This window comes from Chelatococcus daeguensis, assembly GCF_001887265.1.
In the GTDB taxonomy this organism is placed as follows: Bacteria; Pseudomonadota; Alphaproteobacteria; order Rhizobiales; family Beijerinckiaceae; genus Chelatococcus_A; species Chelatococcus_A sambhunathii.
In genome coordinates, this window is record NZ_CP018095.1 from 3,000,304 (window position 1) to 3,012,882 (window position 12,579).

A 12,579-nucleotide genomic window follows, 5' to 3' on the forward strand; every position below is an offset into this window, starting at 1 on the left:
CGCGAGAAGCCCGGCGCCCGGCGCAAAGGGCAGGACGAAAGCCAGAATGAGGACCATGATGAGCCTTGCAGCCCGCGACACCGGCACGACACCGCGCAGAAGCGAGACGGCCGTGGCCTCGGCCCTGCGCACGCTGTCGAGCGAGCGGGCAGGGCTCGCGGCGCTGATCGAGGCTATCGAGGGCGAGCTTGCGGCCCCGTTCGAGGCTGCGGTCGCGACCATCGCCGGTGCGCGCGGCCGCGTCATCGTCACCGGCATGGGCAAGTCCGGCCACATCGGGCGCAAGATCGCCGCCACGATGGCCTCGACGGGCACGCCCGCCTATTACGTCCACCCCGGCGAGGCCAGCCATGGCGACCTCGGCATGATCCAGGCGGACGATGCCATCCTCGCCCTCTCCTGGTCCGGCGAGACGACGGAACTGTCGGACATCATCGGCTATGCCAAGCGCTTCCGCGTGCCGCTCATCGCCTTCACCTCGAGCGCGCAGTCGACGCTCGGGCGCGAGGCCGACATATGCCTCGCCCTGCCCAAGGCCAGTGAAGCCTGCCCGAACGGGCTGGCGCCCACCACCTCGACGACGATGCAACTCGCCCTCGGCGATGCGCTCGCCATCGCACTGCTCGAAAGCCGTGGCTTCTCGGCGCAGGACTTCCGCGTCTACCATCCGGGCGGCAAGCTCGGTGCGCAGCTCAAGTTCGTGCGCGACATCATGCACACCGGCGAGCGCCTGCCGCTTGTCGGCCGCGGCACCTCGATGGCCGAAGCGATCGTCGAGACGAGCGCCAAGGGCTTCGGCTGCGTGCTGGTGAGCGAGGACGACGGCCGGCTCGCCGGCATCGTCACCGACGGCGACCTGCGCAGGCACATGAACCCCTCGCTTCTTGCCCAGCGCGTGGAGGAGGTGATGAACCCCACGCCCAAGGCCGTCACGCCCGACACGCTGCTCGGTGAGGCGCTGGAGGTGGTGGAGCGGACGAAGGTCGGTGCCCTTGTCGTGGCCGAGAACGGGCGCGCCGTCGGCATCGTCCACGTGCTCGATCTTCTGCGCGCCGGCGCCGCCTGACAGGCAGCCGACCCGTTCCGCCCGCCCGCCGATCGTGCTTTGCGCGCAAGGCACCAGACGATATGATCTCCGCCAGGAGCCGGGGGGCCGCCCGTCGGGCGGCGCGGCGAGAAGCAGGACCGTTATGGGCCCGGAAAGGCCATGACGGATGACGCGTCGATCCCGAGCGGGGCGAAAGGCCCGCCCGCGAAGGGAGAACGCGTCATGTCCACCGCACCACGCCTCGAACATTACCTGTCGCGCAGCGGCGTCGCCTATGACCTCATGCGCCACGAACCAACCGCCACCTCGATGCGCACGGCGAAAGTCTGCGACGTGCCGGCCGACATGATCGCCAAGGCGGTCGTGCTGAAGGACAAGGCCGGCTACATGCTGGCCGTCCTGCCCGCGTCGCGACACCTCAGCCTTCGCGCCGTAAGCGAAATGCTCGACGAGGATGTCGAGCTCGCGCGCGAGGCTGAAATAGAGCGGCTCTTCCCGGATTGTGCCCGCGGCGCGGTTCCCCCGCTCGGCGCCGCCTACGGCATGCCGATGATCGTCGACGAGATGCTGGCCGACCTGCCGGACATCTATTTCGAAGCGGGTGATCACGAGACGATCGTCCATATGTCCGGCCGGGATTTCCGCCAACTCGCCGGCCGGGCGCGCCACGGCCGCATCTGCCTGCAGCAATGAGCGGGCGACGGCGGCGCCTCAGGCGTCGCCGTCCTCAACGGGCGCGACGACGAGATTGGCGCCGTCGAGGCCCATGACCATTACCCGCGTGCCCGCCGAGCAGTCGGGCCCGACGGCGCGCCAGACGGTATCGTCGATCCGCACGCGGCCCTCGCCGCCCGTGATCGGGGCATCGAGCGTGAACCTGCGGCCGACGAGCGCCGCGCCGCGCCGGTTGAGGAAGGGCTGGTCGGCCGATCCCTCGTCGCGGCGCCGGGTGACGAACCGCCCCACAACAACGCTCGCGACGGAGAGCAGCGCGAAGACAATGGCGCTCGCCTGCCACGAGAGGTCGAACAGCGCATCGACCAGACCAGTCGCGATGGCGGCGAGGCCGAGCCAGATGAGAAAGACTCCGGGCGCCGCCAGTTCGAGCGCCACGAGCACCAGCCCCAGCACGATCCAGGCCCAGGGGCCGAGGGCGATGATCGCCTCGCGGATCACGTGAGCCTCCCGTCAGACCGGGGCGGCGGTGCCGGGCCCACCGCTCGGCGGCACGCTTCCGCGGCGCGCCACCTGCAACTGACGCGCCGCCGCGGTCCCGGTGCCCCCCTCGCCGAAGACGGTCTTGGTGATCTCGCCGAGGCCGGCCAGCGTGCCGACGACGCCCGCCGCCTCGATCGGCACGACCACGACCTTCTGATTGGGCGCCGCTGCAAGGTCCTTGAGGGCGTCGACATACTTTTCGGCGACGAGGAAGTTCGCTGCGGCGAGGTCGCCCTGGGCGATGGCGTCGCTAACGAGCGATGTTGCCTTGGCCTCGGCCTCGGCGAGCCGTTCGCGCGCCTCGGCATCGCGGAAGGCAGCTTCCTTGCGGCCCTCGGCAGCGAGAATTTGCGCCTGCTTCTCACCCTCGGCGCGCAGGATCTGCGCCTGGCGCTCGCCTTCGGCCTCCAGGATGCTGGCGCGCTTCTCGCGCTCGGCCTTCATCTGCCGCGCCATGGCATCGGCGAGGTCGGCCGGCGGCAGGATGTCCTTGATCTCGATACGGGTCACCTTGACGCCCCAGGGCGAGGCGGCCGCATCCATGACGCGCAGGAGCCTCTCGTTGATCTCGTCGCGGTGCGACAGGAGCTGATCGAGGTCCATGGAGCCGACGACGGTGCGGATATTGGTCATCGTCAGCGTCAGGAGCGCCTGCGACAGGTCGGACACCTCGTAGGAGGCGCGCGCGGCATCGAGCACCTGAAAAAAGGCGACGGCATCGATCTTGACGCCGGCATTGTCCTTGGTGATGGCTTCCTGGCTCGGCACGTCGAGCACCTGCTCCATCATGTTCACCTTGTGCCCGATGGATTCGACATAGGGCACGATGAGCCCGAGTCCGGGGCCGAGCGCGCGCGAGTAGCGGCCGAAGCGCTCCACCGTATAGGCATAGCCCTGTGGCACCGTGCGCACCCCGAGCGCAATCGTCAGGATGACGAGGCCGACGAGGACGATGACGAAGATATCGAACCCGAACATGATCCCCCCCTTGAACCGCCCCCGCATGGCGCCTCGCGGCCGCAGGCCCGTCCCAGGTGGCGACGAAGCTACATATCACATGCCGGAGAGCACGAAAGCAGCGGCAACGATCGCCGAGAGGGTGGCGTCATCCGCAGCCGGCCTCCGGTCGCGGGGGCGGACCGGATCGGACGATCAGACCCAGCCCCGGAGCTCGCGCGTCACGATATGCTCGATGACGCGCATGCCCTCCGGCGAATCGTTGAGGCAGGGAATGGCGGCGAAGTGCTCGCCGCCATGTTCGTGAAAGATTTCGGCGTTCTCGCCGGCGATCTCCTCCAGCGTCTCGAGGCAGTCCGCCGAGAAACCCGGCATGACGACGGCGAGGCGCTTAACACCCTTTTCGGCGAGGCCCTTGACGGTCATGTCCGTGTATGGCTGCAGCCATTCGGCCCGGCCGAAGCGCGACTGGAAGGTGAGCAGGAAGCGCTCCGGCGGCAGGCCGAGCGCTTCACGCATCAGCCGCGCCGTCTTCTGGCACTGGCAGTGGTAGGGATCGCCCTTGAGGAGGTAGTCCTTGGGCACGCCGTGAAAGGAGGCGATGATGACCTCGGGCTCGAAGGTCAGCTTGGCAAGCTCCGCCGTCAGGCTCTCGACCACTGCGCCGATATAGACGGGATCGTCGTGATAGGGCGGCGAGACACGGATGGTCGGCTGCCAGCGCATCTGCATCAGCGCCTCGAAGGCCTTGTCGCAGGCCGTGGCGGTGGTCGCGGCGGCATATTGCGGATAGAGCGGCACCAGGAGGATGCGGTCGCAGCCCTCGCGCTGCAGCGCCTCGAGGCGCTCCTTGATACTTGGATTGCCGTAGCGCATGGCCCAGTCGACGACGAAGCGCCCGTCACTTCCGCCCGGCATGGCGGCGAGCTTCTGCGCGAGCTTCTCCGCCTGCGAGCGCGTGATCGTCTTCAGGGGCGACTCGTTGCGCTCCTTGTTCCAGATCGTCTCGTAGTCCTTGCCTTTGCGGCCGGGACGCGTCGTCAGGATGATGCCGTTGAGCAGAGGCCACCAGAGGATGCGCGGGGTCTCGATGACACGCCGGTCGGAGAGGAACTCCTTGAGATAGCGGCGCATCGACCAGTAATCGGTGGCGTCGGGCGTGCCGAGGTTAAGCAGCAGCACGCCGATGCGCCCCGCCGCAACGGGCGGATGATCGGCAGGAAGGCGCACAGCACGGAATGCCGCTTCGCTCGAAGACACCGGATCGCTCTCCATTCGTTGCTCGCACAGGCACGACAGGCCTCATGTAGACACCTTTGGCCGCCTGTCCAGTATACGTGCAGCCGCCGATGGCGGACCGATCGCCGCAGACAAGGTCCAGCGCTGCCGCTTGCAGTGCTTGCCGGCTGCCCGATGCCTCGACATCATGACTCCGCGCGTCCCGCGCCATCTTCGTCGCAAGGTGCCATCGGTCGGAGCCCCCCAATGAGCCCCATCTCCCGTCGCCAGACCCTGCGCCTCGGCGTGACCGCCGGCCTCGCCGCCGCCACGCTGACCACCGGCGCCGAAGCCGCACCGCCGCCGGCGAGCTTCACGCTGCTGCTCGTCAACGACATCTACAAGATGAACGAGGACAAGGGACGCGGCGGCTTCCCGCGTCTGGCCGCCATCGTCAAGGCCGAGCGGGCGCGCGGCGTGCCCATGCTCTTCTGCCACGCCGGCGACTGCTTCTCGCCCTCGCTGATGTCGGGCTTCGACCACGGCGCCCACATCGTGGCCCTGACCAACATGATCAAGCCGGACGTCTTCGTGCCGGGCAACCACGAGTTCGACTTCGGCAAGGAGGATTATTTCGCCCGCCAGCGCGAGGCCGAGTTCCCCTTCTTCGCGGCCAACATGCGCGATGCCGCCGGCAATCCCCTGCCCGGCCACCAGGACAGCGCCGTCTTCGAACTCGGCGGCATCAAGGTGGGCGTCGTCGGCCTCATCCTCGAGAACGTGCCGCAGATGTCGGATCCAGGCGACCTCGCCTTCCTGCCGGTGATGGACACACTGAGCAGGCAGGCGAAGAAGCTGCGCGACGACGGCGCCGACCTCGTCGTCGCCGTGACGCATACGGACCGGGCGACGGACTATGAGATCGTGCGCTCGCGCCTCGTCGACGTGCTGCTCACCGGCCACGACCACGATCTTGCCATCGGCTTCGACGGCAAGACGGTGATGGTGGAATCGAACGAGGAAGGCAATTACGTCACGGCCATCGACTTCACCGCCTCCGTGAGCGGCGACGGCAGCGCCCGCAAGGTGACGTGGACGCCGACCTTCCGCGTCAACGATTCCCGCGCTGTCGACCCTGATCCGGAGGTGCTCGCGGTCGTTACGCGCTACGAGGCGGAATTGTCGAAAGAGCTCGACATTGCCGTCGCCACGCTCGCCGCCCCGCTCGACAGCCGCACGGCAAGCGTGCGCTCGCAGGAGACCGCCATCGGCGATCTCATCGCGGATGCCATGCGCGAGGCAACAGGCGCTGCCATTGCCATCACGAACGGCGGCGGCATCCGCGGCAACAAGCAATATCCGGCCGGCCACAAACTGACGCGCCGCGATATCCTGACCGAAATGCCCTTCGGCAACCGCACCGTCGTCACCAGTCTCACCGGCAGGCAGGTGAAGGAGGCGCTCGAGAACGGCTTCTCCCAGATGGAGCAGCGCGCCGGCCGCTTTCCCCAGGTGTCGGGGCTGACCGTGACGGTTGACCCCAGGCGCCCTGCGGGCAGCCGCGTCGTCGCGGTGACGATCGGCGATGCGCCCATCGAGGACGACAAGATCTACACCGTCGCCACCAACGACTTCCTCTTGAAGGGTGGCGACGGCTATTCGATGCTGGCGAGTGGCGTCAAGGGCGGTGATCTCGACGTCGCCGGCAAGCTGATGGCGAACGACGTGATGGTCTACGCCCGCAAGCTCGGCACGATCGACATCAAACCCGAAGGCCGCATCTTGATGCAGTAGAAGCCGTCGGGCGACGGCATCGCCTGCTGCCGACCGCCCGTCACCCCTCAATCGTACTTGCGTTCGTCGGCGATCACCTTGCCGTCGTTGGGCAGGGCGCCGGGCGAGACGAGCGAGACGCCACCCTTCAGCTTGGCGACCGCCTGCAGGGTCTCCCCCACGGCCGCCGCGTCGACGAGATCGGCATTGGCCGTCTCGGCCTGCAGCGTCATGACGTCCATCTCGTCCTCGCGCGTGACGACGAGGCGCAGCTTGCCGAGCTCCGGATGGCGGCGGCCGATCTCGGCCACCTGCTCGGGCCGCACGAACATGCCCTTGACCTTCGTCGTCTGGTCGGCGCGCCCCAGCCACCCCCTGATGCGCAGGTTGGTGCGCCCGCAGGGGCTCGTCCCGGGCATGATCGCGGACAGGTCGCCGAGGGCGAGGCGCAGGATCGGATGGTGCGGGTCGAGCGAAGTGACGACCACTTCGCCCACCTCCCCTTCCGCCACCGGGTCGCCGGTGCCCGGCCGCACGATCTCGACGATGAGGTCCTCGTTGACGACGAGGCCCTCGCGGGCCGGCGTCTCGTAGGCGATGGCGCCGCACTCCGCGACCGCATAGAGCTGGTAGCCGTCGATGCCGCGCTCGGCGAAAGCCCTCTGCAGCGACGGCGGGAAGGCCGCCCCCGACACCACCGCCCGACGGAAGGAGGAGGTGTCGAGCCCCGCCGCATCGGCCGCCTCGAGCAGGATCTTCAGGAAATCCGGCGTGCCGGTGTAGCCGGTGGGGCGGTACGCGGCGATGACCTGCAATTGCTGCTCGGTATTGCCAGGCCCGGCCGGGATGACGGCGCAGCCGAGCGCGCGCGCGCCGGAATCGAGGATGAAGCCGCCCGGCGTCAGATGATAGGAGAAGGTGTTGAGCACCACGTCGCCGCCGCGGAAGCCCGCGGCATGGAGCGCGCGCGCCGAGCGCCACGGGTCGGCCTGCGCCCCTTCCGGCTCGAAGATCGGCCCGGGCGAGGCGAAGAGCCGGCTGAAGCTGCCGGGAGCGTCGCCGATATAGCCGCCGAAGGGCGGCGCCGCGCTCTGCAGGGCCGGCAGGTCGGACTTGCGCAGCACCGGCAGGCTCGCCAGCGCCTCGCGGCTCGTGATGTCGAGCGGCTGGATGCCGGACAGATGCTGGGCCCAGCCGGGCGCCTGCATCGCCTTGGCGACGAGCGTCGGCAGATGGGCGAGAAGCTCCGCCTCCCGCGCGGCGGGGTCGCGCGTTTCGCGATGGTCGTAGAATTCCTTCATCGGTCCTCTCAGCGACGGTCGGTCGCAAGCCGCACGGCGAGCCCGGCGAGCACCAGTCCCATCAGGTAGCACTGCACCCTGAGCCACAGCGGCCGGCGGGCAAGGAAGGCGGCGATGGCGCCGGCGAATACGACGATGAGCATGTTGACGCTGACGCTCACGCCGATCTGGATCGAGCCGAGGAGAATGTTCTGCAGCAGCACGTCGCCTTTTCCGGGATCGACGAACTGCGGCAGCAGCGACAGGTAGAGCACCGCGATCTTCGGGTTGAGCAGGTTCGTCAGGAAGCCCATGGCGAAGAGGCGGACCGGCCTGTCGGGCGCGAGGTTCCGCGCCTCGAAGGGCGTCGCGCCGCCGGGCTTCACCGCCTGCCAGGCGAGATAGAGGAGATAGGCGGCCCCCGCCCACTTGATGGCCTCGTAGAGGAAGGGCACCGCGAGCGCGAGCGCCGTCAGCCCCACGGCCGCCGCAACCATGTAGAAGACGAAGCCCGCCGCCACCCCGACGAGCGAGACGGCGCCGGCGCGCCAGCCCTGCGTGATCGAGCGCGACACGAGATAGATCATGTTCGGCCCCGGCGTCAGCACCATGCCGAGCGCGATCAGCGCGAAAGCCGCCATCCGCCCCGTGTCGACCACGTCCATCCTTCGCTCCTACATCAGCCAGCGCTTGCGGCGCTTGTAGCTCTTCACCTCGCGGAAGGACTTGCGCTCGCCCTCGCCGATGCCGAGGTAGAACTCCTTGACGTCCTCGTTCTCGCGCAGCGAGGCGGCGTCGCCGTCCATCACGATGCGCCCCGTCTCCATGATATAGCCGTAGGTGGCATAGCGCAGGGCGATGTTGGTGTTCTGCTCGGCGAGCAGGAAGGACACGCCCTCCTTGGCGTTGAGGTCCTTCACGATCTCGAAGATCTCCTCCACCACCTGCGGCGCGAGGCCCATCGACGGCTCGTCGAGGAGGATCATCTTCGGCCGGGACATGAGGGCGCGGCCGATGGCGCACATCTGCTGCTCGCCGCCGGAGGTGTAGCCCGACATCGAGCTCCTGCGCTGCCTGAGGCGCGGGAAATAGTCGTAGACCATCTCCATGTCGCGCCGGATGGCGGCCGTCCCGTCGCGCCGCGTGAAGGCGCCGGTCAGGAGGTTCTCCTCGATGGTGAGGTGGCCGAAGCAGTGGCGCCCCTCCATCACCTGGATGCAGCCGCGCCGCACCAGTTCGTTCGGCGTCATCCGGTCGACGCGCTCACCGTCGAACTCGATCGAGCCCTTCGTCACCTCGCCGCGCTCCGCCCGCAACAGGTTGGACACGGCCTTCAGCGTCGTCGTCTTGCCGGCGCCGTTCGCGCCGAGCAGCGCGACGATGCCGCCGCGCGGCACGGTGAGCGACACGCCCTTCAGCACCAGGATGACGTGATCGTAGATCACTTCGATGTTGTTCACCGAGAGGATCGTCTCTGTCGCCGCCTCGGCGGCGGGCGCGGCTGCGGTGCTCATACTGGTTCCCTCGTTGCCCCTGGACTTCCGGGAGCGGTTGGGGGCGGACGGTGAAGATCACGTTCCGTCCTGCCCCCTGCCCTCCCCCATGGGGGAAGGGATGAGACTGCGGACGTTCGCTCAGGACTGCTTGTCGCAGGGCTCCGTGCGCTTCGGCCAGCCCGTGCTCTTCTCGGCATAGTCCTTTGCGGCGGCCTCGAGCAGCGGCTTGACGCGGTCGGCCATCGGCTCGATGGGCTCGGAGATCTTTACCCACTTCTGGCCGTCCCACTGCTGCATAAAGGCCGGGCGATGGCCGTTGTGGTCCGCGCAGGTGAGCTTGATCGGGCCGGCGAAGCCCTCGAGTCCGAGTTCCTTCAGACGGGCCTCGTTAAGGTCGAGCGTCTCGAGGCCGCGGCGCACATCCTCACCCGTCACCGCCGTCTTACCGGTGATCTTCTGTGCGTTGCGGATGCCCTCGGCGATCAGCATCGAGTTGTAAACGCCGCGGTTGTAGAGCACCTCGCCCACGCTGTTCTTCTGTGCCTGGCTGAGGCCCTTGTCGACGACAAGCTTCTGGATGTCCTGCAGGGCCGGAAAGTCGGTGCCCACAGCGTGCCAGTTAAGGGTCTTGAAGCCCTTGCCGCCGGCGCCGGCCGAGCGCAGGTCGTCGTCGCCCGGCCACCAGATGGAGATGAACTTCTCCATGGGGAAGTTGATCTTGGCCGCTTCCTTGACGGCAGTCGGGTTGAGGGCACCCCAGCCATACATCACCATGTAGTCGGGCCGATCGCGTCGCACGCTCAGCCACTGCGAGGACTGGTTCTGCATGCTGTCGGCCGGCACCGGATAGAGCTTGAGCTCGAAGCCGAGGTCGCGCGACAGCTGGTCGAAGAGCGGCAGTGGCTCGCGGCCGAAGCCCGCGTCGAGATAGATGTAGCCGATCTTCTTGCCCTTGAGCTTGTCGAGGCCGCCCTCCTGCTCGCCGATGTACTTGATGATCATCGACAGACCATCCCAGTAGGTGTTCGGCGGGTTGAAGATCCAGGGGAAGGTGTCGCCGTCCGCCGAGGCCGAGAGTCCGTAGGCCATGGACAGGATCGGGATCTTGTCGACCGCCGCGCGCGGGATGAGCGGCAGGGTGATACCGGTCGACCACGGGTTGACCATCACCGGCTTCTTGCCTTTCACCGCCTCGTAGCACTCGACGCCCTTCTTGGTGTCGTAGCCCGTCTCGCACTCCTCGAGGATGAGCTTGGCGCCGCCAATGCCCCCATCACGCTCGTTGAGCATGGTGAGATAGTCGCGCATGCCGTTGGCGATCGGGATGCCCGACCCCGAGAAGGGGCCGGTGCGGTAGGTGAACAGCGGCACATAGACCGAATCCTGCGCCTTGGCCGGCACGGCGAAGGCCGCCGATGCCACGACCGCAGTCGCCAGGATGGTGGAAAGCTTGCGCACCATGTTTCGTTTCCTCCCGTTGAAGCGCCCTGCGTCGCGGCGCCCGTCCGTTGTACGGCTCGTTCCCAGCCCTTCGCGCTAGTAGGGGAAGGGCCAGACCCTGAGCTTCTGTTTGCCCGTCTGCCACAGCCGCGCCAGTCCGTGCGGCTCGACAATCAGGAAGAAGATGATGAGCGCGCCGACGATCATGAACGTCAGGTGCTCGACCGTGGCGGCCCCGATGTCGAGGCCGACGAGCGAAGGCGCCCCGCGCAGAACGATGGGCAGGATGTAGATGAGCGCTGCGCCGAAGAAGGAACCGGTGAGGCTGCCGAGCCCGCCGATGATCACCATGAAGAGGATGAGGAAGGACTGGTTGATGGAAAAGACCTCGGGCTCGGCGCCGCCGTACCAGAGGAACACCATCAGCGCGCCGGCGACGCCGCAGTAGAAGGACGAGACGGCGAAGGCGAGCAGCTTCGTCGGCAAGAGCTTGATGCCCATCAACTCGGCAGCGATGTCCATGTCGCGCACCGCCATCCACGAGCGGCCGATGCGACCGTGGACGAGATTGGAGGCGACCCACGTCAGCAGAATGACGACGCCGAGGACGACGTAGTAACGCATCTCGGGCGAGGCGTTGGGGCCCGTCACGGCGATGCCGAACAGGGTCCGCGTCGGCACCTCGATCGCGCCCGAGACGTTGTAGTTGTAGAGCCACGGGATGCGGATGAAGCACCATTGCAGGAAGAACTGCGCGGCAAGCGTCGCCACCGCGAGGTAGAAGCCCTTGATCCGCAGCGACGGCAGGCCAAAGAACACGCCGACGGCCGCGGCGAACAGGCCCGAGGTGAGGATCCAGACGATGATGTTCACGCCGGGGAAGATCGTCGTCAGCTTGTAGCAGGCGAACGCCCCCACGCCCATGAATCCGGCCGTGCCCAGCGACAGGAGCCCGGTGTAGCCGGTCAGGAGGTTGAGCCCGATCGACGCCAGCGCAAAGATGAGGAACGGGATCATCACCACCGACAGAAAGAAGGCGTTGCCCGCGAGCGGGATGACCACGAGAGCGAGCGTGAGAATGAGAGCGATGCCGATCTTGTCCTGCAGGATCGGGAAGACCGCCATGTCTGCGGCATAGTTCGTCTTGAACTGGCCTGCTTCGCGGTAGAACATCGGATGCCGCCTCCTCAGATCCGCTCGATGATCTTCTCGCCGAACAGGCCCTGCGGCCGGAACAGCAGGAAGCCGAGAGCGATGACATAGGCGAGCCAACTCTCGATGCCGCTGCCGACGAGAGGCCCCCAGTAGAATTCGCCGAGCTTTTCGCCGACACCGATAATGAGCCCGCCAACGATGGCGCCAGGCACCGAGGTGAAGCCGCCGAGGATCAGCACCGGCAGGGCTTTCAGCGCGATGATCTGCAGCGCGAAGGACACCTCCGAGCGCGCGCCCCACATGATGCCGGTGGCGAGCGCCACGATGCCGGCGGTGAACCAGACGATGATCCAGATCTGGTTGAGCGAGATGCCGACCGACAGGGCCGCCTTATGGCTGTCGGCGACCGCCCTGAGCGCGCGGCCGATGCGCGTCTTCTGGAAGAAGACAGCGAGCGAGGCCACCATGATCGAGGCGATGACCGCGGCCGTGATGTCGATCTTCTGCAGGCTGACGAAGCCGCCGAGCATCTCGAACTCGACGGAGCCGCGCGGCAGGTAGAGTTCGTCCGTGATCATCACCTTCGGATTGCCACCAAAGACGAGCTCGCCGAAGCCGATGAGGAAATAGGTGAGCCCGAAGGTCGCCATGAAGAGGATGATGTCGGGCTGGTTGACGAGGGGGCGCAGCACGATGCGCTCGACGCCGACGGCGAGCACGAACATCACGCCGATGGTCAGGACGAGCGCCAGGATCGCCGGGACGCCGGCCTCGTACAGCCCGACGAGGGTCAGCGCCGCGAACACCACCATGATGCCCTGGGCGAAGTTGAAAACGCCCGAGGCCTTGAAGATGAGCACGAAACCGAGCGCGATCAGCGCATAGAGCACGCCCGAGACGAGCCCCTCCCACAGGGTCTGCACGAACAGGTCGGGCGCCGAGCCCATCTGCACGAAGGGGTCGATGAAGATATTGTACAGGATGTCCATCAATA

General features: G+C 67.3%; 12 protein-coding genes. 3 read left to right on the plus strand and 9 right to left on the minus strand.

All coding sequences use genetic code 11. The features are described 5' to 3' along the window. The first annotated feature begins 55 nt into the window (after positions 1-55). Together BOQ54_RS14235 and BOQ54_RS14240 are read left to right on the plus strand one after the other, a co-directional pair. Positions 56-1,066 carry a KpsF/GutQ family sugar-phosphate isomerase gene (locus tag BOQ54_RS14235; RefSeq protein WP_096335175.1) on the plus strand — a complete coding sequence of 337 codons (1,011 nt, stop codon included), beginning with the start codon at positions 56-58 and terminating at the stop codon, positions 1,064-1,066. Positions 1,067-1,270: 204 nt separating this feature from the next. Next, complete coding sequence (locus BOQ54_RS14240; protein ID WP_055457922.1) at positions 1,271-1,741, plus strand: aminoacyl-tRNA deacylase; 471 nt, start codon at positions 1,271-1,273, stop codon at positions 1,739-1,741. 18 nt (positions 1,742-1,759) lie between these two features. Here the strand turns inward: BOQ54_RS14240 and BOQ54_RS14245 are convergent, their stop codons facing one another. The 3 genes from BOQ54_RS14245 to hemH all read right to left on the minus strand — a co-directional run bounded on the left by BOQ54_RS14245 (position 1,760) and on the right by hemH (position 4,498). Next, a complete protein-coding gene (locus BOQ54_RS14245) occupies positions 1,760-2,224 on the minus strand; it encodes an NfeD family protein (protein ID WP_425349082.1) in 465 nt (154 codons plus the stop codon). A gap of 12 nt (positions 2,225-2,236) precedes the next feature. Next, entirely contained in the window at positions 2,237-3,244 is a 1,008-nt protein-coding gene (locus BOQ54_RS14250; protein ID WP_071924132.1) for an SPFH domain-containing protein, read from the minus strand. A 174-nt stretch (positions 3,245-3,418) separates the two neighbouring features. Continuing rightward, the gene (gene hemH / locus BOQ54_RS14255; RefSeq protein ID WP_071924133.1) at positions 3,419-4,498 is read right to left on the minus strand and encodes a ferrochelatase; all 1,080 of its coding nucleotides are present in this window, start codon (positions 4,496-4,498) and stop codon (positions 3,419-3,421) included. 210 nt (positions 4,499-4,708) lie between these two features. Between hemH and BOQ54_RS14260 the strand changes: the two genes are divergently transcribed. Then, the gene (locus tag BOQ54_RS14260; RefSeq protein ID WP_071924134.1) at positions 4,709-6,235 is read left to right on the plus strand and encodes a bifunctional metallophosphatase/5'-nucleotidase; all 1,527 of its coding nucleotides are present in this window, start codon (positions 4,709-4,711) and stop codon (positions 6,233-6,235) included. 47 nt (positions 6,236-6,282) lie between these two features. Here BOQ54_RS14260 and BOQ54_RS14265 read toward each other — a convergent pair whose 3' ends face one another. From BOQ54_RS14265 to BOQ54_RS14290, 6 genes are all read right to left on the minus strand, one after another. Further along, on the minus strand, positions 6,283-7,515 hold the full coding sequence (locus BOQ54_RS14265) for a phenylacetate--CoA ligase family protein (RefSeq protein ID WP_071924135.1): 1,233 nt from the start codon (positions 7,513-7,515) through the stop codon (positions 6,283-6,285). An 8-nt stretch (positions 7,516-7,523) separates the two neighbouring features. Continuing rightward, on the minus strand, positions 7,524-8,153 hold the full coding sequence (locus BOQ54_RS14270; RefSeq protein ID WP_432431529.1) for a LysE family translocator: 630 nt from the start codon (positions 8,151-8,153) through the stop codon (positions 7,524-7,526). Between the two features lie 15 nt (positions 8,154-8,168). Further along, entirely contained in the window at positions 8,169-9,008 is an 840-nt protein-coding gene (locus tag BOQ54_RS14275) for an ABC transporter ATP-binding protein (RefSeq protein ID WP_055457710.1), read from the minus strand. A 120-nt stretch (positions 9,009-9,128) separates the two neighbouring features. Then, on the minus strand, positions 9,129-10,451 hold the full coding sequence (locus BOQ54_RS14280; RefSeq protein WP_055457711.1) for an ABC transporter substrate-binding protein: 1,323 nt from the start codon (positions 10,449-10,451) through the stop codon (positions 9,129-9,131). Positions 10,452-10,526: 75 nt separating this feature from the next. Continuing rightward, on the minus strand, positions 10,527-11,603 hold the full coding sequence (locus BOQ54_RS14285; RefSeq protein ID WP_055457712.1) for a branched-chain amino acid ABC transporter permease: 1,077 nt from the start codon (positions 11,601-11,603) through the stop codon (positions 10,527-10,529). A gap of 14 nt (positions 11,604-11,617) precedes the next feature. After that, positions 11,618-12,574: a branched-chain amino acid ABC transporter permease gene (locus BOQ54_RS14290; RefSeq protein WP_186437989.1), complete on the minus strand. Its 957-nt coding sequence runs from the start codon at positions 12,572-12,574 to the stop codon at positions 11,618-11,620. Positions 12,575-12,579 lie beyond the last annotated feature (5 nt).